The 21,948-nt window shown below is 74.3% G+C and carries 22 protein-coding genes; 13 read left to right on the top strand and 9 right to left on the bottom strand.

Going from position 1 to position 21,948, the window contains the following annotated elements:
• Positions 1-65 precede the first annotated feature (65 nt).
• The 11 genes from KGD83_RS21535 (at position 66) to KGD83_RS21485 (ending at position 10,286) form a co-directional block, all read left to right on the top strand.
• On the top strand, positions 66-482 hold the full coding sequence (locus KGD83_RS21535; protein ID WP_223839293.1) for a DUF742 domain-containing protein: 417 nt from the start codon (positions 66-68) through the stop codon (positions 480-482).
• Between the two features lie 34 nt (positions 483-516).
• On the top strand, positions 517-1,110 hold the full coding sequence (locus KGD83_RS21530; protein ID WP_013151867.1) for a GTP-binding protein: 594 nt from the start codon (positions 517-519) through the stop codon (positions 1,108-1,110).
• Between the two features lie 121 nt (positions 1,111-1,231).
• Positions 1,232-2,872 (top strand): DUF885 domain-containing protein, encoded by a 1,641-nt coding sequence (locus KGD83_RS21525; RefSeq protein WP_212644545.1) that lies wholly within the window; start codon positions 1,232-1,234, stop codon positions 2,870-2,872.
• Positions 2,873-3,318: 446 nt separating this feature from the next.
• Positions 3,319-3,894 (top strand): HIT family protein, encoded by a 576-nt coding sequence (locus KGD83_RS21520; protein ID WP_212640885.1) that lies wholly within the window; start codon positions 3,319-3,321, stop codon positions 3,892-3,894.
• Positions 3,895-4,156: 262 nt separating this feature from the next.
• The gene (gene pgsA, locus KGD83_RS21515; RefSeq protein WP_212644544.1) at positions 4,157-4,774 is read left to right on the top strand and encodes a phosphatidylinositol phosphate synthase; all 618 of its coding nucleotides are present in this window, start codon (positions 4,157-4,159) and stop codon (positions 4,772-4,774) included.
• Between the two features lie 41 nt (positions 4,775-4,815).
• Positions 4,816-5,883 carry a phosphatidylinositol mannoside acyltransferase gene (locus KGD83_RS21510; RefSeq protein WP_212640884.1) on the top strand — a complete coding sequence of 356 codons (1,068 nt, stop codon included), beginning with the start codon at positions 4,816-4,818 and terminating at the stop codon, positions 5,881-5,883.
• Between the two features lie 8 nt (positions 5,884-5,891).
• Positions 5,892-7,079: a glycosyltransferase family 4 protein gene (locus tag KGD83_RS21505; protein ID WP_212644543.1), complete on the top strand. Its 1,188-nt coding sequence runs from the start codon at positions 5,892-5,894 to the stop codon at positions 7,077-7,079.
• 142 nt (positions 7,080-7,221) lie between these two features.
• On the top strand, positions 7,222-7,725 hold the full coding sequence (locus KGD83_RS21500) for a hypothetical protein (protein WP_212640883.1): 504 nt from the start codon (positions 7,222-7,224) through the stop codon (positions 7,723-7,725).
• Between the two features lie 182 nt (positions 7,726-7,907).
• A complete protein-coding gene (pdxS, locus tag KGD83_RS21495) occupies positions 7,908-8,819 on the top strand; it encodes a pyridoxal 5'-phosphate synthase lyase subunit PdxS (RefSeq protein ID WP_212640882.1) in 912 nt (303 codons plus the stop codon).
• A 112-nt stretch (positions 8,820-8,931) separates the two neighbouring features.
• Positions 8,932-9,540, top strand: a complete 609-nt coding sequence (pdxT, locus tag KGD83_RS21490) for a pyridoxal 5'-phosphate synthase glutaminase subunit PdxT (RefSeq protein WP_212640881.1) — start codon at positions 8,932-8,934, stop codon at positions 9,538-9,540.
• Positions 9,537-10,286, top strand: coding sequence for a YebC/PmpR family DNA-binding transcriptional regulator (locus tag KGD83_RS21485; protein WP_212640880.1), 750 nt, complete (start codon positions 9,537-9,539; stop codon positions 10,284-10,286). Before pdxT ends, KGD83_RS21485 begins: the two co-directional genes overlap by 4 nt.
• A gap of 8 nt (positions 10,287-10,294) precedes the next feature.
• Here the strand turns inward: KGD83_RS21485 and KGD83_RS21480 are convergent, their stop codons facing one another.
• From KGD83_RS21480 to KGD83_RS21465, 4 genes are all read right to left on the bottom strand, one after another.
• Positions 10,295-11,167 carry an alpha/beta fold hydrolase gene (locus KGD83_RS21480; protein ID WP_212640879.1) on the bottom strand — a complete coding sequence of 291 codons (873 nt, stop codon included), beginning with the start codon at positions 11,165-11,167 and terminating at the stop codon, positions 10,295-10,297.
• Between the two features lie 300 nt (positions 11,168-11,467).
• Positions 11,468-12,727, bottom strand: coding sequence for an NAD(P)/FAD-dependent oxidoreductase (locus tag KGD83_RS21475; RefSeq protein ID WP_212640878.1), 1,260 nt, complete (start codon positions 12,725-12,727; stop codon positions 11,468-11,470).
• Positions 12,728-12,862: 135 nt separating this feature from the next.
• On the bottom strand, positions 12,863-13,921 hold the full coding sequence (locus tag KGD83_RS21470) for a tartrate dehydrogenase (RefSeq protein WP_212640877.1): 1,059 nt from the start codon (positions 13,919-13,921) through the stop codon (positions 12,863-12,865).
• Positions 13,922-14,107: 186 nt separating this feature from the next.
• On the bottom strand, positions 14,108-15,004 hold the full coding sequence (locus KGD83_RS21465) for an alpha/beta fold hydrolase (RefSeq protein ID WP_212640876.1): 897 nt from the start codon (positions 15,002-15,004) through the stop codon (positions 14,108-14,110).
• 84 nt (positions 15,005-15,088) lie between these two features.
• On the opposite strand from KGD83_RS21465, the gene KGD83_RS21460 reads away from it, so the two are divergent.
• Positions 15,089-16,000, top strand: a complete 912-nt coding sequence (locus KGD83_RS21460) for a LysR family transcriptional regulator (protein ID WP_212640875.1) — start codon at positions 15,089-15,091, stop codon at positions 15,998-16,000.
• Between the two features lie 62 nt (positions 16,001-16,062).
• On the opposite strand, the gene KGD83_RS21455 is transcribed toward KGD83_RS21460, so the two are convergent.
• Positions 16,063-16,488, bottom strand: coding sequence for a PPOX class F420-dependent oxidoreductase (locus KGD83_RS21455; protein ID WP_212640874.1), 426 nt, complete (start codon positions 16,486-16,488; stop codon positions 16,063-16,065).
• A gap of 144 nt (positions 16,489-16,632) precedes the next feature.
• On the opposite strand from KGD83_RS21455, the gene KGD83_RS21450 reads away from it, so the two are divergent.
• On the top strand, positions 16,633-17,142 hold the full coding sequence (locus KGD83_RS21450; RefSeq protein WP_212640873.1) for a hypothetical protein: 510 nt from the start codon (positions 16,633-16,635) through the stop codon (positions 17,140-17,142).
• Between the two features lie 232 nt (positions 17,143-17,374).
• Here KGD83_RS21450 and KGD83_RS21445 read toward each other — a convergent pair whose 3' ends face one another.
• The 4 genes from KGD83_RS21445 to KGD83_RS21430 form a co-directional block, all read right to left on the bottom strand.
• Positions 17,375-18,847: an adenylosuccinate synthetase gene (locus KGD83_RS21445; protein ID WP_212640872.1), complete on the bottom strand. Its 1,473-nt coding sequence runs from the start codon at positions 18,845-18,847 to the stop codon at positions 17,375-17,377.
• Positions 18,844-19,839, bottom strand: coding sequence for a hypothetical protein (locus tag KGD83_RS21440; RefSeq protein WP_212640871.1), 996 nt, complete (start codon positions 19,837-19,839; stop codon positions 18,844-18,846). Before KGD83_RS21440 ends, KGD83_RS21445 begins: the two co-directional genes overlap by 4 nt.
• Positions 19,840-19,926: 87 nt before the next feature.
• Positions 19,927-21,021: a molecular chaperone DnaJ gene (locus tag KGD83_RS21435; protein ID WP_212640870.1), complete on the bottom strand. Its 1,095-nt coding sequence runs from the start codon at positions 21,019-21,021 to the stop codon at positions 19,927-19,929.
• 17 nt (positions 21,022-21,038) lie between these two features.
• Positions 21,039-21,830: an NUDIX hydrolase gene (locus KGD83_RS21430; protein ID WP_212640869.1), complete on the bottom strand. Its 792-nt coding sequence runs from the start codon at positions 21,828-21,830 to the stop codon at positions 21,039-21,041.
• Positions 21,831-21,948: the final 118 nt, after the last annotated feature.

The raw sequence follows: 21,948 nt of genomic DNA, 5'->3' as shown, positions 1-21,948 counted from the left end.
ACAGTAGAGATGCCGGGAGCGCCTCGTGGTTCGGACAACAGCCGAGCGGTCCCCCCACGGGGGGAATGCCGGCGGTTCCGGGCGGCGGAGATGTTCCCCGACCAATCCAACAACCGTACGACCAACGATCCGCTGCGGGGAGCGCGCCCAGTTCTCTGGTCCGTCCCTACGCGGTGACCAAGGGCCGCACCAAGCCGAAGTCGCAGCTTCCCCTGGAAGCCCTGATCTCGGCCACCGCGGCGGCCCGCAACGAGTCTGGGACGCTGACGCCCGAATGGCAGGCGATCAGCGACCTGTGCCGGGAATGGCGTTCCGTGGCGGAGATCTCCGCGCTGTTGCGGATGCCGCTCGGTGTGGCGCGGGTGCTTGTGGCGGACATGTCCGAGCAGGGACTGGTCCAGATCAGGTCCTCGCTCAACAACGACGCCCGTCCCAACACCAACCTGCTTGAAAGGGTGCTCAGTGGACTTCGCAAGCTCTAGCCCAGCCGAGGAAGGCGGTGCTGGGGGGAACGCGATGACGTCGGTCAAGATCGTCGTCGCCGGGGGCTTCGGTGTCGGGAAGACGACATTCGTTGGCTCCGTCTCCGAGATCGTGCCGCTGACCACCGAGGCGGTCATGACCAGCGCCAGCGTCGGGGTGGACGACCTCGCCAAGACGCCGGACAAGCAGACCACCACCGTGGCGATGGACTTCGGCCGAGTCTCCCTCGACTCCGACCTGATCCTGTACCTGTTCGGCACCCCCGGACAGCACCGGTTCTGGTTCATGTGGGACGACCTGGTCAAGGGCGCCATCGGCGCCGTCGTCCTGGTGGACACCCGCCGTCTGGCGGACTGCTTCCCCGCGATCGACTACTTCGAGGAGGCGCGTCTGCCCTTCATCGTGGGGATCAACGGGTTCGACGGCTACTACCCCCACGCGGCCGACGAGGTCCGGGACGCGCTGACGCTCAGCCCGGAGATCCCGATCGTCCAGGTGGACGCCCGTGACAAGGCCTCCACCAAGTCGACGCTCATCACCCTCGTCGAGCACGCCATCACGGTGGGGGACCCCGAGGGCGCGGCCGGACAGCCCACTTCCACGGGCGGCCAGAGCTCCTGGCGCTAGGAGGGCCACCCGGGCCGGGGTCCCGCACAGAGCACGGCCCGGTTCCCGTCGGACGGGAACCGGGCGTCCGTGCTGGCATCATGGCGCCATGAGCTCTTCCTCCCAGCCCGACCCGGGGGCGATGACCCGGCGGTTCCGCGAGGTGGCCGAGCGCGTGCTCGACTCCCTGCTCCACGACGCCCCCGAGTGGGCGCTGGACCTGGGAGACACCCGTGGCGCCTCCCGCCTGTCCGACCGCTCGGTCGAGGCCGACGTGCGCCGCGTCTCCGTGCTCACCGACGCCCTCGGCTCCCTTGACGAGATCGACCCCGACCTCATCCCCGCCGGTGACCGGGTCGACCTGGAGGTGCTGCGTACCCGCGTCAGCGCCGACCTGTGGCACACCGCGGAACTGCGCCCGCACACGTGGGACCCGCTGCTGTACTCGCCGGGCGAGGCCCTGCACGCCCTCGTGGAGCGCGAGGTCCTGCCACTCCCCGAACGCCTGTCGGCGCTCGCCGCGCGCTGCGCGGCCCTGCCCGACCACCTCGCCACCGCGCGCTCGCGCCTGTCGGAGGGCCCCGGCATGTCCCGCGTGCACGTGGAGACGGCCCTGGCCCAGACGGCCGGGGCCCGTGCCATGCTGGTCTGCGACGTGCCCTCGGGAGCGGCGCCCCCCGCCCTGGAACCGGCCCGCGAGGCCGCCCTGGCCGCCGTGGAGGAACACGCCGCCTGGCTGCGGGACCGTCTGGAGACCGCCACCGCCGACCCCCGTCTGGGCGAGCGCGACTTCGCCGCCCAGCTCTGGTACACCCTCGACTCCGAGCTCTCGCCCGAGGCGCTGCTGGTGCGCGCCGAGAGCGACCTGCTGGCCACGGAGGAGGCGATCGCAGAGGCGGCGGCGGAGTACCTGGGCGGGGCGCGCCGCCGGGAGGGGGTGGCCGAGGCGCTCGCCGAGCTGGCCGCACGGGGCGCCACCGACGCCGACACCGTCCGCCCCGCCTGCGCCGACGCCCTCCTGCACCTGAACGAGCGGGTGCGCGCCCTGGACATCGTGACGGTCCACGACGACCCGGTCCGGATCGTGCCGATGCCCGAGGCCCGCCGCGGGGTGTCGGTGGCCTACTGCGAGCCCCCCGGCCCCCTCGACCCGGGGTCCGGGGAGCAGCCGACCCTGGTCGCGGTGGCCCCGCCGCCCGAGGACTGGCCCGCCGAGCGCCGGGAGTCCTTCTTCCGCGAGTACAACGCGGTCATGCTGCGCGACCTCATGGCCCACGAGGCCGTTCCGGGTCACGCGCTCCAGCTCGCCCACGCCGCCCGGCACGAGGGCGGCACCCGGGTGGGCCGGGCCCTGTGGAGCGGCACCTTCGTGGAGGGCTGGGCGGTCTACGCCGAGGAGGTGCTGGCCCGCCACGGCTGGTCCGGCGACCGGCGCGAGGACCTGGCGCTGCGCCTGGTGCAGCTCAAGATGCGCCTGCGGATGATCATCAACGCGATCCTGGACGTGCGCCTGCACACCGGCGACATCACCGAGGCCGAGGCGATCTCCCTGATGACCCAGCGCGGGCACCAGGAGGAGGGCGAGGCCGTCGGCAAGTGGCGCCGCGCCCAGCTCACCAGCGCCCAGCTGTCCACCTACTACGTGGGCTACGCGGAGGTCTCCGACATCGCCAGCGACCTCGCCCTGGCCCGGCCCGCGCTCACCGAGCGCGAGCGCCACGACGCTATGCTCGCCCACGGCAGCCCGCCCCCGCGCCACCTGCGCACCCTGCTGGAGCTGTAGGGACGCAGCCACCCGCCCGTAGAGGGCGCAGCGGCGGTGCGCCGTGGAGGGCCGGGGTGGAACGTCCTGTGGCCGCTCGCCCGTGGGGGTTGGCGTGGAGCGTGACGGTGCCTGCGTCAGCGACCAGGAACCGTCGGCCCCGCAGGGCGAGGTGCGCTGAGGAACCCACCCGGCCGCCCCCGCCCGTCTGGCGCGGCACCCGCCCGTGTCACGCCGATCTCGGCCCCGAGGCGAACACCCGCCCGGACGGGCACTCCGGCCGCCCTCCGCGCGTTGGTACACCGGCGGCCGTGACAGGCCCGACCGGTCCCCGTTGGTTCCCGCGGACACCCTCGGATGCCCGCGGAGTTGTCCACAGACCGGGCCGGGGTCGGCCCGCGGTCGCCGTCGCGCTTCTATGCTGGAGGCGCGAGAGAGTACGGACAGGCGACGGAAACGGACGAGCCATGCGCGGTGCCGACGACGAGCACGGAGACGTTCCCGGCGACCCTCCCGCCGTGGGGACGGGGAGCCCCGACGGCTGGGAGCGGCTGTGGACACCGCACCGCATGGCCTACATCAAGGGCGAGGGCAAGCCCAGCGGCTCGCGCCCCGAGGACGGGTGTCCCTTCTGCCTAGCCCCCGGACTGTCCGACCCCGAGGGACTCGTGGTCGCCCGTGGCAAGTCGGCCTACGCGGTTCTCAACCTCTACCCCTACAACAGCGGCCACATCCTGATCTGCCCCTACCGCCACGTGTCCGACTACACCGCCCTGGACGAGGAGGAGACCGCGGAGGTGGCCGCCCTCACCCAGGCGGGCATCCGTGCGCTGGGCGCGGCCTACGGACCGCAGGGCTTCAACGTCGGCATGAACCTCGGCGACGCGGCCGGTGCCGGGATCGCGGCCCACCTGCACCAGCACATCGTCCCCCGCTGGGGAGGCGACGCCAACTTCATGCCCGTGATCGGTCTGACCAAGGTGCTGCCCGAGATGCTGGAGCAGACCCGGTCCAAGCTGGCCGCGCACTGGCCCACAGAGTAGGCCGCACCCGCGGGAGCACGCGAAACGCCCCCGGACGCCGCTCCGCCCTCCCGCTAGCCCACCCGCGCGGCCCCGCCCGCCCAACCCGTCCAGTCCGCCCGAGCCGCCCCGCCCGCGCGATTCCGACTTCCGCGAGCTCCCGACTCCCGCAGTCGGGCTCCCACCTCCTCGGTGGACCCCCGCCCCCGCCGGTGCGGTTCCCACCTCCACGACCGTTCCCGCCCTACGATTCCAAGAAGACATGCTGAGAATCCTTCGCCCCATGGTCTCCCGGGTCACCACTCCGCTCGGCCGGAGTCTGGCCCGACTCGGCCTCACACCGAACATCGTCACCATCGTCGGCGCCCTCGGCGTCGTCGTCAGCGCCCTGTTCTTCTATCCGCAGGGGCAGCTGTACGCCGGGTCGGTCGTCGTCACGGTCTTCGTGCTCTTCGACATGCTCGACGGGGCCGTGGCCAGGGCCCGCGACAGCGCCAGCGCGTTCGGCGCCTTCCTCGACTCCAGCCTCGACCGGGTGGCCGACGCCGCCATCCTCTCCGGGCTCCTGTGGTGGTTCATCGGTGGGGGCGACGACCCCCTGCTCGCCGGACTCACCCTCTTCTGCCTGGTCAGCGGTTTCATGGTGTCCTACATCAAGGCGCGCGCCGAGGGCCTGGGCGTCAACTGCGACGTCGGCGTCGCCGAGCGCACCGAGCGCCTGGTGGTCATCCTCGTCGCCGTGGGCCTCGGCGGCCTGGACGTGCCCTACGTCCTCGCGGGCGGCCTGTGGCTGCTTGCCGCGATGAGCCTTCTCACCGTCCTCCAGCGCCTGGTGGAGACCCGCGCCCGCCTCAACGACCCCGACTACGTCGAGGGCGCCGCGGGGACCGGCGAAGCCTGAGGGCACCAGGCAACGGGGAGAACGGCGAACGGGGAGACGACGTGGACGAACGCACGGCCGACCTGGCCTACACGGCGGGGTGGGCGATGATCCGCCGCACGCCCGAGAGCGCGGGGCGGGCGCTGTTCCGACGCCTGGCCGACCGCTCCTGGCGCGCCCACGACGAGAGCACGCGCGGCCTGGAGCGCAACCTGAGGCGCCTGGTCGGCCCCGGGGCCACGGACGCCCAGCTGCGCGCGCTCTCCCGCGCGGGCATGCGCTCCTACATGCGCTACTACTACGAGATGTTCCGCCTTCCCGCGATGAGTGAGGAGTACGTCCTGGGCCGGACCCGCGCCACCGGGATCGAGGTCCTGGAGCAGCACGTCCGATCGGGCCGAGGCGTGGTCGCCGCCCTGCCCCACATGGGCAACTGGGACCACGCCGGAGCCTGGATCGCCCTGAGGGGCACCCCCCTGACCACCGTCGCGCAGCGGCTGCGCCCCGAGAGCCTGTTCCAGCGCTTCACCGCCTACCGGGAGTCCCTGGGCATGGAGGTGCTGCCGCTGACCGGAGGTTCGAACACCGTGGGCACCCTGGCCCGGCGGCTGCGCGAGGGCGGACTGGTGTGCCTGCTCGCCGACCGCGACATCAGCGGCACCGGCCTGGAGGTGGACTTCTTCGGGGAGCGTGCGCGCGTGCCCGCCGGGCCCGCCGCGCTGGCCCTCAACACCGGCGCCGCCCTCATGCCGGTCTCGCTGTGGTACGACGGCCCGTATTGGAACATCCGGGTCCACGACGAGATCCCCGTCTCCGGGGGTGCCACCCGCGCCGAGCGGGTCCAGGCCACTACCCAGGAGCTGGTCCGCGTCTTCGAGGGGGCGATCGCCGAGCACCCCGAGGACTGGCACATGCTCCAGCCGGTGTTCAGCGCCGACCACGCGCGCGCCGCGCGCGTGGCGACCGCGGAGACCGCTGCGCCTCTGGCGGCGGACGAGAGCACCACGCGGGACGGGCCGGGCGACGGCACCGCACCGGGCACGCGGGACGGGTTCACCGCGGCGAACGGGGTAGGGGCCCCTCAAGGCAGCGGGGCGAGGCCCCCCGGACGAGACGAACGGAACGGGTGACCGTGGGCATGCGGGTCGGCCTGGTCTGCCCCTACGCCTGGGACGTCCCAGGCGGGGTGCAGCAGCACGTCGGCGACCTCGCCGAGGCGCTCACCGGCATGGGGCACGAGGTGTCGGTACTGGCGCCGGTGGGCGAGGCGGCCACCGGCGCCCTGCCGGACTACCTCGTTCCCGCCGGAAGACCGGTCCCGGTGCCCTACAACGGCTCGGTGGCCCGGCTCACCTTCGGCCCCAGGGCCGCCTCGCGGGTGCGCCGGTGGATCGCCGAGGGCGGGTTCGACGTCCTGCACATCCACGAGCCCTCCGCGCCGAGCGTCTCGCTGCTGGCGTGCTGGGCGGCGGACGGCCCCGTGGTGGCCACCTTCCACACCGCCAACCCCCGGTCGCGGGCGATGGCGGTGAGCTCCCCGGCGCTGCGTTCGGCGATGGAGAAGATCAACGGCCGCATCGCCGTGTCCGAGGCCGCCCGGCGCACCCTGGTCGAACACCTGGGCGGCGACGCCGTGCTCATCCCCAACGGGGTGGCGGTGCGCAGGTTCGCGCACGCCGAACCCCTGCCCGGCTGGCCGGGGGAAGGCGGCTCGATCGGCTTCCTGGGCCGTCTGGACGAACCCCGCAAGGGGTTGGGCGTCCTGCTGGAGGCCTTCGTGCTCATGGCCCCCGAACGGCCCGGACTGCGCCTGATGGTGGCCGGTCCCGGCGACGCCTCGGCCGCCATGGAGGCCGTCCCCGGGCACCTGCGCGAACGCGTCGTGCTGCTCGGGCGCCTGGACGACGCCGACAAGGCGCGCGCCTACCACTCCGCCGACGTGTTCTGCGCGCCCAACCTGGGCGGGGAGAGCTTCGGCATCGTGCTGACCGAGGCGATGGCCTCGGGCGCGGCCATCGCGGCCAGCGACATCCCCGCCTTCGCCGCGGTCCTGGACGGCGGTGCCGCCGGGGAGCTGTTCGCCGCGGGGGACCCCGCCCACCTGGCCGAACGCGCCGGTGCGCTGCTGGACGCCCCCGGGAGGCGTGCAGAGCTCTCGCGCGCGGCCCGCCGAGCCGTGCGCGCCTACGACTGGGACACCGTGGCAGCCGACGTCGCCCACGTCTACCGGACCGTCCTGCTGTGGGACGGGGACGGCCACTCCGCCGGGGTGGGCCTGGACGGCGGACACCGGGCCACCGCCCTGCTGCGCCGGGGGACGACGTGACCGGGGCCGTCGCAGCGGTGGCGTCCGCTGCCGAGGCACCCGCCCCGGTGCCGCGCACGCCCGGCCCCGCGGAGCGGGGTGAGCGGCCCTGACCGAGGACGTCCTCTTCGCCGCCACCGTCGTCGGCATCCTCCTGGCCCTGGTGCTGTTCGGCTTCTACCTCTCCTGGCGGGCCAACCGCCTGCACCGCCTGCACCACCGGGTCGACACCGCACGCGCGGCCCTGGAGGCCGCCCTGGAGCGGCGCCTGGCCGCCGCGTCGGCGCTGGCCGCCGCCGACGGCACCGACGCCACGCGCGCCCTGCCCGGGGCCGCCGCTGCCGCCGACGGAGCGCGCGACCGGCAGCGCGAGCTGGCCGAGAGCGCGCTGTCGCGCACGCTGCGCGCGGCACTGGAATCTCCGGGGCCACTCGGGCGTTCTGACATGCTGCGGCCCCATCTGATCGAGGTGGAGGCCGCCGCCAAGGGCGTTCACATGGCCCGCACGTTCTACAACGGCGCGGTCTCCGACACCCGCCGCGCCCGCCGTTCCCGGCTCGTCCGGACGTTCCGCCTGGCGGGCACGGCGCCCCTGCCGGACTTCTTCGAGATCGACGACCAGCCGCCGCGGATCCCGATCCTCCCCGTCGGCCCCGACACCCCGTAGATACGGGCCCCGGGAAAACACCGATCTGGCCAAAACCCTCGAAAGGGGGTGGAAGTAGGATGGGGGGCTGGTCGACCAGGGTGCGCGGCGCCGACGGTGTCCGCGTACCGCCTCGTGGGGCCGCCGACTCCGCTGCCCGAGAGCAGCCCTCAGCAGAACCGAGACAACGGGAGTCCACCACCGTGGCCAACAACGCACCGAACACCTCCGACAACGCCGTCGGTACCGAGCGTGTCAAGCGCGGCATGGCCGAGCAGCTCAAGAACGGCGTCATCATGGACGTCGTCACGCCCGAGCAGGCCAAGATCGCCGAGGACGCCGGAGCCGTCGCGGTCATGGCCCTGGAGCGCGTCCCCGCCGACATCCGCAGGGACGGCGGCGTCGCCCGCATGTCCGACCCCGACATGATCGACGGCATCGTCGAGGCCGTCTCCATCCCGGTCATGGCCAAGGTCCGCATCGGCCACTTCGTCGAGGCCCAGGTCCTGGAGTCGCTCGGCGTCGACTTCATCGACGAGTCCGAGGTCCTCACCCCGGCCGACGAGGCCCACCACATCGACAAGTGGGCCTTCACCGTCCCCTTCGTGTGCGGGGCCACCAACCTGGGCGAGGCGCTGCGCCGCATCGCCGAGGGCGCGGCCATGATCCGCTCCAAGGGCGAGGCCGGAACCGGCAACGTCGTCGAGGCCACCCGCCACATGCGTTCCATCCGCGGTGAGATCCGGCGCCTGGGCACCCTGGACGAGGCGGAGCTGTTCGGCGCGGCCAAGGAGCTGCGCGCCCCCTACGAGGTCGTCAAGGAGGTGGCGGCGCTGGGCAAGCTCCCCGTCCCGCTGTTCTCCGCCGGAGGCGTGGCCACCCCGGCCGACGCCGCGCTCATGCGCCAGCTCGGCGCCGAGAGCGTGTTCGTCGGTTCGGGAATCTTCAAGTCCGGCGACCCGGCCAAGCGCGCCGACGCCATCGTGCAGGCCACCCTGCACTACGAGGACCCCGCGGTCATCGCGCGGGTGTCCCGCGGCCTGGGCGAGGCCATGGTCGGCATCAACCTGGACGAGCTGTCCGACTCCCAGCGCTACGCCGGCCGCGGCTGGTAGCCGCCGCCCGGCGGACGCCTCCCGCGTCCGTCGTTCGGGTGGCGGGGCCGCAGCCGGCCCCGCCACACGCGCTCGACAGAACACGAGCCTACGTCCACGAGTGAGGCCGTACTTGACCGCCACACCCACCATCGGCGTCCTCGCCCTCCAGGGCGACGTCGCCGAACACCTGCGCGCGCTCCAGGCCCTGGACGCGCACACCGTGAAGGTGCTCTCCCCCGACCAGCTCGACGCCCTGGACGGGCTGGTCCTCCCCGGCGGGGAGTCCACCACCATGTCCAAGCTGGCCGTGCGCTACGGCCTGATGGAACCGCTGCGCAAGCGGATCGCCGCGGGGATGCCCGCCTACGGCACGTGCGCCGGGATGATCATGCTCGCCGACCGCATCCTGGGCGGGACCGCCGACCAGCAGACCGTCGGCGGGATCGACATGACGGTGCGCCGCAACGCGTTCGGACGCCAGACCGAGTCCTTCGAGGCCGCCGTGGACATCGACGGCCTGGGGGGCGACCCCTTCGACGCGGTGTTCATCCGCGCGCCCTGGGTGGAGTCGGTCGGGTCCGGGGTCGAGGTGCTCGGCGCAGTGCCCGGCCCCGACGAGGCCGGTAGGATCGTCGCCGTACGGCAGGGCGGCCTGTTGGCCACGTCCTTCCATCCCGAACTGACCGGCGACACGCGCATCCACCGCCTCTTCGTCGACATCGTGAAAGGACATTCATGAGCGGCCACTCCAAGTGGGCCACCACCAAGCACAAGAAAGCCGTCATCGATGCCAAGCGCGGCAAGCTCTTCGCCAAGCTGATCAAGAACATCGAGGTGGCCGCGCGGACCGGCGGTGGAGACCCCGACGGGAACCCCACGCTCTACGACGCCATCCAGAAGGCGCGCAAGAACTCCGTGCCGCTCGACAACATCGAGCGCGCCCGCAAGCGCGGCTCCGGTGAGGAGGCGGGCGGCGCCGAGTGGCAGACCATCATGTACGAGGGCTACGCCGCCGGTGGCGTCGCCCTGCTGGTGGAGTGCTTGACCGACAACCGCAACCGCGCCGCCTCCGAGGTGCGCGTGGCCGTGACCCGCAACGGCGGCAACATGGCCGACGCCGGTTCGGTGTCCTACCTCTTCAACCGCAAGGGCGTCGTCATCGTGTCCAAGGAGGGCACCACCGAGGACGACGTGACCCTGGCGGTGCTGGACGCCGGTGCCGAGGAGGTCGAGGACCTGGGCGACGTCTTCGAGATCGTCTGCGAGGCCACCGACCTGGTCGCCGTGCGCACCGCGCTCCAGGAGGCGGGCATCGAGTACGACTCCGCCGACTCCAGCTTCCTGCCGACCATGGAGGTCCCGGTCGACGCCGAGACCGCCAAGAAGGTCATGCGGGTGGTGGACGCGCTGGAGGACTCCGACGACGTGCAGAACGTCTTCACCAACGCCGACATCCCCGACGAGGTCATGGCCGAGATCGGCTGACTTCCCGGTCAGGCGACCTCCCGCAGCAGGTCGCGAACGCGCGCGGGCGCCTCGTGGAGTGCGAGGTGGCCCGCGCTCGCGATCGTGCGCACGTCGGTGCCCAGGAGTCTGCGCACCGCGCCGCGCAGCAGCGAGGGTGTGAAGACGCGGTCGTGGGCCCCGGTGGCCACCGTGACGGGCGTGCCCGACCAGTCCCGGAAGTCCTCGCCCCGCAGTATGCCCGGGACCGGGCTGGGGCGGCAGTGCCGTCCGACCAGGGTCGCCCACTCCGTGAGCGCGTGGGTCGCGCGGCCCGCGGCGACGGGCCCGCTGAGCAGGCCAAGGAGCCGCGAACTGGTCCGCTCGCCCGGTGAGAGCCGCCAGGAGAACGTGGCGCGCAGCCTCTCCCCGTCCATGACGGGGGCCGCCAGGCCCGCCGGACCGACCAGCACGAGCCCCGCCACCAGCGGTGAGGGCGTCGCCGCCAGGGCGGCCGCGGCACCCGTGGAGTGCCCGAGCAGGATCACCGGTTCGGAGGTCACCCGGGGTAACAGCGCGTCCAGCCAGGAGCCGTAGGCGTCCGCCCGGCCGAGCAGGGGGCGCCGGGAGTCGCTCGTGCCCGGGTGTCCGGGCAGGTCGGCCAGGAGCACGGTCCGGTCGGCGCTCAGCACCCGCGCGGCCGCGACCAGGTTCGCCGACCCCAGGAGGGCCCCGGACAGCAGCAGGACGGGGGTCCCCGGTCCGCCCGGCAGGACGTGCACCCGAGTCGCGCGTCCGGCGGCGGTCACCGCCCCCGGCGACCGCAGGTCGCGGGCCCCGCCCAGTGCGCGCTCGCACCAGGAGCGCACCGCGATCTCACCGGTGTCGGACCGGTAGATCCGGGTGAGGGACAGCGTGGACATCGTTCACCTTCTCGTGGCAGGTACGTCCCCGCTCTGGAGCCGGGACGCGGGGCGGGGCGGGCGGGAACCGCGTGCGCGGGGCGGGGCGCCTTCGTCGACGCCTTGGCCGCAGACGCCGGAACAGGAATCCCGCGCCCAGGGGCTGGTTGCCCGTACGGCACGACCGCCTCTACGCGACGTCGGACCCCGCGCGAGCGGGAGCCGGTGGGCGGGTGGGCCCGCCCACCGGCTCCGCGTTCGGAGTTCCCGCACGCGAGGACCGGTGCCCCTCTGGGACACCGGTGCCAGCGGTAGGAGGTCTCAGCGCAGCGGGTCGAGCGCCTCCAGCGCGCCCGGGCTGACGCCGGTCGCGATCTGCTCGGCCAGGAGGTCGCCGGTGACCGGGCCGTGCGTGAGCCCCCACATGCCGTGGCCGCCCGCGACGAAGACTCCGGGGGTGCGGGTGGCCCCCACCAGTGGCACACCGTCGGAGGTGACCGGTCTGGGACCCACCCAGGCGTCGGTGCGCTCCCGCCAGCGCACCCCCCTGAGGTAGGGGGTGGCCGAGCGCTCGACGGCCTCGATCCGCCGCGGGACGAGCGCGTCGTCGGGGCCGCGGAACTCCATCGTTCCGGCGACCCTCAGCGCCCCCTGGTAGGGGGTGCACGCCACGCGGGCCTCCGGCAGGTAGACGGGGCCGGTCACCGGCTCGTCTGTGGGGACGGTGAAGGAGTAGCCCCTCCCGGCGCGGACCCGGGCGCGCACGCCGTGCTCGGAGGCCAACCGGTCGAACCAGGCGCCCGTGCACACCGCGACCGCGTCCGAGCGCAGCCGTTCGCCGTCGCCGGAGACGGTGACGACCGCGCCGCCCTCCCGTTCGACGCCGACCGCCTCGAACCCGGTGCGCACCCGACCGCCGCGCTCGCGCACCGAGGCCGCCAGGTTGCGGACGAGGGCGCCGGGGTCCACGTGGCGCTGTCCGTCCAGGCGCACCGCCGCCCCCACGGCCCCCGAGGCGTGGGGGAGGACCTCGCGGACCGCCGCCCCGGTGAGGGCGGTGTGGTCCACGTCCAGCCCCGAGACAGCGATCCGGTCCAGTTCGCGCAGGAGCGCGACGGCCGAACGCGGGGATCGGAACAGCGCGGTGACGGGCGCGGGGACCGCGGTGGTCTCCACGCCGCCCCTGGCCAGGGCGTCGAAGGCGTCCAGGGCCCCGGTGTTGAGGGGCAGGTTGGCGCGTACGGCCCTCTCCCAGGCGTCCCAGCGGCAGTGCGCGGCGAAGCGGGCCAGGAACAGCCACAGGTCCGGCGAGGGGGACGGCGGAACCGACAGGGGCGCGTCGCGGTCGAGCAGGGAGCGCAGGCCGTAACGCAGCACGCCCGGCTCGTTCAGGGGGATGGCCAGGCCCGGCGAGAGCCATCCGGCGTTGCCCCACGAGGCCCCGGAGCAGACCCCGTCCCGGTCCACGACGGTGACGCGGACGCCGCGCTCCTGGAGGAACCAGGCCGTCGACAGGCCGACCACCCCCGCGCCCACGACCAGCACGTGCTGGACCCCGCCGACACGCCCCACGTCCGCCATCGCCCCTGTTCCCCCTGTTCACCGTGTCCGTCGGTCCCCACCATGCTCGCTTTCCGCCGTGGGGGCCTTGTCAGGGGGTGACAATCGGATGCGGGATTGCTGTGCCGTTCGGACAAGGGGGCGGCGGGGTCCGCGTCAGGGCAGGCGGGAGAGCACCTCGGCGGTGAACTCGTCCGTACCCGCGCTGCCGCCCAGGTCGGCCGTGCGCACGGGGGAGGAGGCCAGCACGCCGCGGACCGCGTCCATGACCTGCGCGCCCGCCTCCGGGTGGCCCAGGTGGTCGAGCATCATCGACGCCGACCAGATGGCCCCCAGCGGGTTGGCCAGCCCCTTGCCCGCGATGTCGGGCGCCGAGCCGTGCACCGGCTCGAACATCGACGGGTACTCGCCCTCCGGGTTGAGGTTGGCCGACGGCGCCACCCCGATGCCGCCCGCCACGGCCGCGGCCAGGTCGCTGAGGATGTCGCCGAACAGGTTCGAGCCCACGATGACGTCGAACCGGGCCGGGTCCAGGACGATCTTGGCGGCCAGTGCGTCGACGTGCTCCTGCTCCCAGGCCACCTCCGGGTGGAGCGCCGCGCGCTCGGCCACCAGCTCGTCCCAGAACGGCATGGTGTGCACGATGCCGTTGGACTTGGTGGCCGAGGTCAGCCTGCCGCCGCGCCGCCCGGCCAGGGCGAAGGCGTGGTCGAGCACCCGTTCCACGCCCCTGCGGGTGAACACCGACTCCTGGAGGGCCGCCTCGTACGGGGTGCCCTCGTGGATCCGTCCGCCCACGCGCGAGTACTCGCCCTCGTTGTTCTCGCGCACGACCACGAAGTCGACCTCGCCGGGCAGCGCCCGCGCGACCGGGCTGGGCACCCCCTCCAGGACGCTGATCGGCCGCAGGTTGACGTACTGGTGGAAGCCGCGGCGGATGGGGACGAGCAGCCCCCACAGCGACACGTGGTCGGGGACGCCGGGCCAGCCCACGGCGCCCAGCAGGACGGCGTCGTGGTGGCGGATCCGGTCCAGGCCGTCGTCGGGCATCATGGCGCCCTCGGCCAGGTAGCGCGCGCAGGACCAGTCGAACTCGTCGTAGGAGAAGGAGAGCGCGTGGTGGGCGCCGACCCGGTCCAGGACGGCCCTGGCGGGCGGCAGGACCTCCTTGCCGATGCCGTCACCGGGGATCGTGGCGACGCGGTAGTGCTTCATGGCGGTGTCCTTCCGTGGGGCGTACGGGGTGTTCGGGGGCGTTCGAGTCCGACGGGGCCCTCCTCGTCCCGGTGGGGCCGGTCCGCCCCGCCGGGACCGGGAGCGACCGGGGAGGGCCCGGGGTCGGAGGGTGCGCGGGAACCGGGCTCGGGACGCGGCGGCCGCGCCCGGCCCGCGGGGGCGTGCTCAGGGCGCGGGGTTCCCGCCCAGGAACGCGCGCAGGTGCCGTGCCGCGGCCTCGGGCGCCTCCTCTGGCACGTAGTGGTCGCAGTCCAGCGCGTGCCCCCGCACGTCGCGGGCGTACCCGCTCCAGGCGTCCGCCACGTCGTAGTGGCGGCCCACGAAGCTGTGCCGCTCCCACAGCAGCAGTACCGGGCACTCCAGGAGGCGACCGGCGTCGGCCCGGTCGTGCTCCAGGTCGACGGAGGCAGCCGCCCGGTAGTCCTCGCAGGAGGCGTGGATCGCGGCCGGGTCGCTGAAGCAGCGCACGTACTCGTCCACGGCGGCGGGCGCGAAGGGGGTGCCGCCGCGGTGGCGGGCGTTCAAGCGGGTGCGGACCCAGAAGTCCGGGTCCTGCCCGAGGAGGTGCTCGGGGATGCCGTCGCCCGCCGCGAGGAAGAACCAGTGGTGGTACCCGAGGGCGAACCCGGCGTCGGCGTGCTCGAAGGCGTACCGGGTCGGCACGATGTCCAGCGCGCACAGCGCCGTGACCGCCTCCGGGTGGTCCAGGGCGAGGCGGTGGCCGACCCGGCCGCCGCGGTCGTGGCCCGCCACGGCGAAGGAGTCGAAGCCCAGTTCGCGCATGACGAGGTACTGGTCCCGCGCCATGGCCCGCTTGGCGTAGGGTGCGTGCCGCTCGTCGGAGGCGGGCTTGTCGCTGTCCCCGTAGCCGCGCAGATCGGTCATGACCAGCGTGAACCGGTCCGCCAGGAGCGGTGCGACGCGGTGCCAGATCAGGTGTGTCTGCGGGTAGCCGTGCAGCAGCAGGAGCGGGGGGCCGTCCCCGCCCACGCGGACGTTGACGCGCACACCCCCGGCGTCCACGGTGCGGCGGGCGAACCCGGAGGGGAGGAGGTCGCTCATAGGCGGATTCCAGCAGGCCGGGGGCGCGGGCGTCCAAGACCGGCTGTCGATATCGTTGATAGGTCCGGCCTATAAGGAGGATCGGTGGACGTCCGGCGACTGGAGTACTTCCTGGCCGTGGTCGACCACGGCGGAGTGAACCGGGCGGCCTCGGCCCTGTACCTGTCCCAGCCGTCCCTGTCCCAGGCGGTCCGGGCCCTGGAACGCGACCTGGGCAGCGACCTCTTCCACCGCATCGGCCGCCGCGTGGTGCTGACCGATGCGGGACGCGCGCTGATCGAGCCCGCCCGCGAGGCGGTACGCGCCCTGGACCTGGCCCGCTCGGCGGTCGAGTCGGTCCGGGAGCTGCGCGGCGGACGGGTGGACGTGGCCGTACTGCCCACCCAGGCGATCGAGCCGCTGACCGGCCTGGTGGCGGGCTTCACCCGGCGCCATCCGGAGGTGTCGGTGTCGGTCCGGAGCGCGCTGACCACGCGTGACGCCGTCGAGATGGTGCGCACCGGCGCCTGCGAACTCGGCGTGGTGGCCACCTCCGAGCCGTTCGCGGGTGCGGGGGTGCGGGCCCATCCGCTGGCGCGCCAGAGCTTCGTGCTGCTCGCCCCGCCCGACGGGCCCTTCGCCGCGGGGGAGCCCGTGCGCGCCGAGCGCCTGGAGGGGCAGAGGCTGATCGTGGGCCAGCACGGCTCGGGCATGCGCCGGTTCGTCGACGAACTGGTCGCGGACGGCTTGGACGCCCGGGTCGCCGTGGAGAGCGAGCACCGGGTGTCCCTCCTGCCGCTGGTGCTGGGCGGGGCAGGGATCGCCGTGGTCACCGACGCCTGGCGGGACCTTGCCGAGCGGGCCGGGGCGCTGGTGCTGGACCTGGAGCCCACCGGCCACCTGTACGTGTCCCTGGTCAGCAGGAGGGGGCCGCTCACCGCGGCGGCGGAGGCGTTCGTGGCCCACGCGGTGGGCCGATCCCGCCTCGCGCCAGCCGGTCGGACGGTCGGCGGCTGAACGGTCGCACCGCCCGGGTCCGTGTCCGGCAGGGCACACGGCGGGGCCGGTCGAGCGGGTGCTCAGCCGACCATGTCGAAGGCGGAGACCACCCTGGTCGGGCGCAGCCGCACCGCGAGTTCGCCGGGCACGCCGTTGCGCCGCCCGAACTCCTCGGCCCGCTCGGGCCCCACGTAGCGGCGGGCGATCGCGGTCGCGGTGCGCACCAGCTCGTCGGGGTCCTCGGACACGACGGCCTCACCCTGCACCTGCACGAAGGCGTACGGCGGCTCGGGAAGGTCCACGGTGAGCGCCACCCTGGGGTCGCGCGCGATGGACCGGCCCTTCGCGGTGGAAGCGCCGGTGTTGAAGACGACGTCGCCGTCCTCGACGACGAACCACACCGGCGCCGCCAGCGGCCGTCCGTCCGAGGCGGTGTAGGCGAGCATGCCGGTGCGGGTGCCCTGGAGCAGGAAGTCGCGGACCCGGGGGTCGGAGAGAGAAGTCACGGACCCACGCTAGTGGGCGGGTTCCGATCCCTACGGGAGGAAGGGGCGACGGGGTGCCCGCGTGTCGGCGCGCCCGCGCGCATCGGTACGATCCGCGCAACACGGACGTCCGCCGAGGGCGGTCGGACACGGGAGAGGGGTGCCATGGACGGGGTCGTGCCGGACGACGGGACGTGGCGGATCGGTGCCCGTGAGGGCGTCGCCCTCTCGGCGCGCTGGTGGAAGTGGGTGTGGTCGGCGCCGGAGGGGTGCGACCCGGTCCGGGACGCCACCGGCGAGCACGCGGCCCGCAACCAGCCGGACGACCTGTGGTTCCTCGCCGGTACCTACGGGGGCAGGGTCGTGCGCCGGTGCGAGGTGCCCGCGGGGCGCCCCCTGTTCTTCCCGGTGTTCAACATGCAGTTCCCCTTCGAGTACTCCAGGGAGCCGATGGCCATGCCGGTCGCGCGGGCCGACGCGCACCTCAACGGCGTCGCGCTGCCGCTGGAGGAGGTCCAGGGGGTGTTCCGCAGCCCCCTGTGGGTCCGTCGGCACAGCTGGGGGCTGTGGGGCGCGGTCTCGCCCCTGAGCCCCGGCGGGTACGTGCTGGAGATCAGGGCGGACGACGGCCGGGGCTTCCGGGTGGACACCACCTACCACCTGACCGTCGTCTGAGGCCTGCGGGACGGCGCGATGGGTCCGCGCCACGACCTCCGGTCACGCTGCCCGCACCGCTCGGCACGCGGACCCCGCCGGAGGCGCGCCGCGGGTCGGGCGGGAACAGCCCCCGGGGTCCTGGACGCCTCCTCGGTACCTTCGCCGGTCGGGGGATTCGGAGGGCGGCGAGGAAGCGCACCGGGACGTCTCCCCGGTACCGCCGTCCGCCGGAGCGGAGCCCGCCGGCCGGTCAGACACGCGACGGAACGCGGGCGTCGGCACGGGTCGGACCCGAGAACACCGCCTCCAGGGGCAGCCCCAGCTCCTCACCGACGGCCTCGGCGGGGGAGTCGGGCGCGGGGGCGAGCACGGGCCGCGCCGCCGACAGGGCGCGGGCCAGGCGCTCCTGCCGGTCCAGGCGCGCCGCGGCGTCCCTCAGCGCCGCACCGGTCACGGCGGCGCCCGGCCCGCTGGGCGCCGGGGCCGGTGCGGGAACCGGTTCCAGGCTCGACCCGTCCGGCGCGGTGTAGCCGGTGCACCAGCGCAGTCTCCCTCCCGCCCGCGCGGGGGCGTCGGCGTGCGTGACCACCAGCGAGTCCACCCCGCCGGTGGCGGCGAGCGCGTAGCGGTGCGCCACCGCGTCGAAGTGCCCGACCCGGAACTCTCCCTGCCACGGGTGCGTGCCGTTGTGCGCCTCGGCCAGCACAGCGCCCAGTTCCGGGTCCTCGGCCACGAGCGGGCCCGCGCCGTGCCGGGTGGTGTAGGCGCGCACCACACCGATCCGGCGGACGTCGCCGGGGCGCCCGGCTTCGGCCAGGAGCGCGAGCGGGTTCGCCGTGGTCGTCGTGGACCAGGTGGTGTACGGGTGGAACCCGTGCCACTCGTCCAGCAGCACCCCCTGCGCCCCCTCGAACACCACGGGGGAGCGGGCGAGCAGCCGGGGCAGGTGGTCCTCGTCCACCAGCCGCACCCGCCGCGCGAAGGCCTGGTAGGCCTCCACGCACTCCTCGACGTCCGGCTCGGGGTCGGGCCGGGCCCCGGCACCGCGGTCCGGGGCCGCGCCGGACCCTGTCACCGCGCCGGAGGCCGCCGACGGCCCGGTTCCGGCCGCCGTGCGCCCGGGGCCGGGGCCCGCGCCCGGGGGCTCCAGGGAGCGTCGCACCGCGTGCAGGTGGTCGGCCAGGCGGCGCAGCTTGCGGCGCAGCGCGTCCGGCCGCGCGCAGTCACCGGCGGTCGGCGCGTCATCGGGGCGGGCCAGGGCGTAGGCCACGGTCTCGCCCACCCCCATCCCGCACGAGCCGTGCCGGTCCTCGCCCCGGGCCCGCTCCCGCGCCCGGTTGGCCGCCCGGTGCCACGGGGTGCTGATCAGCGCCCGGCGGTCCACGGTTACCAGCGCGAACGGGTCGGGCACGCCGAGCGAGGCCAGGTGTCCGGCCTCGGCGGCCAGGGCGAAGGGGTCCACCACCATCCACCGCGACAGGTGCGTGGGCACCGGACCGCCGGGGGCCAGCGTGCCCGCGCCGAACTGGGCGAACGTGTGGTGGCGCCCGTCGGGGGTCACCACGTTGTGCGCGGCCTGGGCGCCCCCGTTGGCGCGCACGACGGCGCCGAAGCGCCGCCGCGCGCACAGCAGGTCGACCGTCACGCCCTTGCCCGCGTCGCCGAACCCCAGGTCGACGACGACGGCGTTCCCGTCGGCCCACGGGGCGGTCGCGCCGGTCACAGCCGGTCCACCCCGCCCGCCCCGGCCGGGCCGCCGAGCCCGGTCGGGGCGTCGGCCACGACCACGGAGCCGCGGCTCCCGGACAGCGTCCGCAGTGCCCTGCCCACCGCCTCGCCCGCGTCCGAGCCCGCCTCGGCCAGGTCGGCCAGGCCCTCCTCCAGGTCGATGGCCTCCTCGGCGAGTCCGACGGTGACCGCGATGGTCTCCGACACCGCGTCTAGGTCGTCCAGGTAGACGACGTTCTGGCCCAGTTGGGTGTCCCAGAAGCCGCGCACCTTGTCGTTGTGGAAGTGCCCGCTGCCGGTCGGCATGATGAAGTACACCTCGAAGCTGCGCCGCAGCTCGGCCAGGATCCGCGGGAACGGGATGTCCTCGGTGATGTCGTCGCCGATCACCTCGCGCACCTCCCGCGCCTTGACCGCCCCGTAGGCCATCTCGTCGCCGATGATGAAGAGGTGGCCGCGCCGTCCGCGCTTCTCCAGGCAGTCCATGGAGGTGTGCCGGGCCATGAAGTACATGGCCAGCTCGTAGGACTCCATCACCTGGCCGCCACCGCCGCCCTCCAGCAGGATGTTGCCCAGGTCGTCCTCCAGTTCGTTGCCGGACTCGAACTGCCCCACCTGGAGCGGGGCCCGGTCGCACGTGGCGTCGCCGATCGCGCCGAAGAGGATCTGCGGGTCCTGCACGTACCCCTTGCGCAGCAGCAGGCCGAACAGGTCGGGCAGCTTGGTCTGGAGTACGCGCGGCACGTTGCGCATGGACCCGGTGACGTCGAAGAGCACCGAGATGGCCAGCGACTCGGGGTGTTCGGCGGAGTCGCGGCTCTCGCGCACGCCCACCCCGCGGGGGTCGAGGCTGTCGTGGACCCGCCAGGCGCTGCGCGGGGTCGAGGCGAGCACGTCGTCGGTGTAGCCGAAGCTGCTGGAGCCGACGGAGGAGTTGTAGGCCTGGCGCGCGTGGTACGCGTCGGTGGACCAGTGGCTGCTTCCCATGGGGTTCTCCTTGGAACGGGGGCGGGCGGATCGGGCCGCCGGGGCCGGGGCGGGGTTCGTGAGGGGGACGGTGGTCGGGGAGGGGGTTCAGGCCCCGGCGGCCGGTGCCGGGTCCGGCATGGTGAAGGGGCGGAACCGGCGCGGTCCGTAGAGGCGTTCCAGCACGTCGTCCAGTTCGCAGAGGAGGGCGAACCCGTCGCGGGGCCGCCGCTCGGGGGCGGGCAGGGTGCAGCCGCGCGCGAAGGACCGCAGCTGCGGGGGCAGGCGGCCCCCGGTGACGTACTCCACGCACCGGGTCGCCATGTGGATGTCGGTCTGGGCCAGCGCGGGGCGGCGGGCGGCCACCTCGGGCGGGTAGAAGTCCGCGCGGCCGGGCACCATCGCCGGGACGTGCGGCGCGGTGCGCGGGGCGTGCGCCGTCACCGAGTAGCACCAGTCGACCAGGACCAGGCCGTGCTCGGCCGGATGGATCATCACGTGCTCGGGCACGACCGCGCCGTGCACCACCCCCGCCAGGGCGGCGTTGCCGACGGCGACCAGCAGCCGCCGCCACATCCACGCCGCGTCGCGCGGATCGACGCCGCCGGGGTGGGCGCGGCGCACCTCGGTCAGCGTGTGGAAGCCGTGCAGCCGTCCCAGGACGTTGGCCCGCCGCTCCGCGCCGGTGGCGGCGTCGCGGTGCTTGAAGGACTCCACCAGTTCTGGGACGAAGGCCCGGTAGCGCTCGTGGCCGTGCTCCCGGATACGGCGCAGCGCGGTCGCCTCGGCCTCCAACAGGTCGTTGTCGCGGGGTGCGCGGGGCAGTTTGAGCACCGCGTCGCGCCACTCCGGCGCCCGGTAGCGCACCGGGTGCAGGTCGGCGACGTCGCCGCGGGCCAGCCGCTCCCGGCCGATCCGGTAGGTGTGCGCGCCGGTGGCCAGCGTGAGGTCGTCCAGGCGCAGGTCGCCCGCGGCCATCGCCCGGTACAGGTCCCACAGCCGGGAGAGCCGGGTGAAGGGGCCCGCGCCGCTGCCGGGCGGCGCCGTGTCGGGGTGCAGCGCGCGGGCCAGCTCGCGGTGGCGGGCCGTGGCCGCGGGGGGTACGCCGCCGCCCTCGGGCAGCGGGCCGAACAGCTCCACGGGGTCGCCCGCCAGGGCGACCCGGCGCTCGGCGTCCCCGAAGGCGGGGCCGGTGGCCGTCATCGGACTCCTCTCGGGTGTCACTGCGTGCTCCGCAGCAGGGGAGGGTGCAGCAGGGCGGCGCCGCCCGCGCGGTAGAGCCGGGCGCGCCGTCCGCCGCCCGCGCCGCCGCGCTCGGCGAGTTCTCCGGTGTCCTCCACGAACCCGGGTGCGGCGAGGATCTTGCGGTGGAAGTTGGCCGCGTGCAGGGACTGGCCCCACACGGCCTCGTACACCTCGCGCAGCGCCGTGATGGTGAAGGCGGGCGGCAGGAAGGCCGTGGCCAGCGGGGTGTACTCCAGCTTGGAGCGGGCGCGCTCGACCGCGTCGGCCAGGAGGCGGCCGTGGTCGAAGGCCAGGTCGAGCCCGGGGCGGGCGCCGTCGCCGTGGCCGAGGTCGCGCCAGGGGATCCAGGCGGCCTCCTCGGTGCCCCGGCCGGTGTGCGGGTCGGGCAGGTCGGGGGCCAGCAGGACGTAGGCGACCGAGAAGACGCGCATGCGCGGGTCCCGGTCCCGGGCGCCGTAGGTGCCCAGCTGCTCCAGGTGCAGTTCGGTGGGCAGCAGGGTCTTCTCCGAGAGCACGCGCAGGGCGGCGTCGGGCAGGTCGGGGTCGGCGGGGCCGTCCGGTCCGTCCTCGGCCCGGACGAACCCGCCCGGCAGCGCCCACCAGCCGCGCTGGGGGTGCTCGGCGCGGCGCGTCAGCAGCACGTGCGGCACGCCCGAGCGGATGGTGAGGGCGACGACGTCGACGGTGACCGCGGCCGGGGCGAACACGTGGGGGTCGTAGTCGGCGAGGAACCGGCTCTCGCCCTCCTCGTTGCGCGGATCGGCCACGTGCGCCTCCAGTTGTCCTCAAGTCGAGTATTTCTCTTTCTGAGAGCAACTTAGCACGCGCTCGGTGTCCCGTCCATCCCTTTTCTCCGGAAGGCGAAGCCGTGGCGCGACCCCGGAC

The sequence above is a fragment of the Nocardiopsis akebiae genome, from assembly GCF_018316795.1.
Classification (GTDB): Bacteria; Actinomycetota; Actinomycetes; order Streptosporangiales; family Streptosporangiaceae; genus Nocardiopsis; species Nocardiopsis dassonvillei.
Note: the sequence above shows the minus strand (reverse complement) of the source record. Positions and strands in the feature narration are given on the sequence as shown.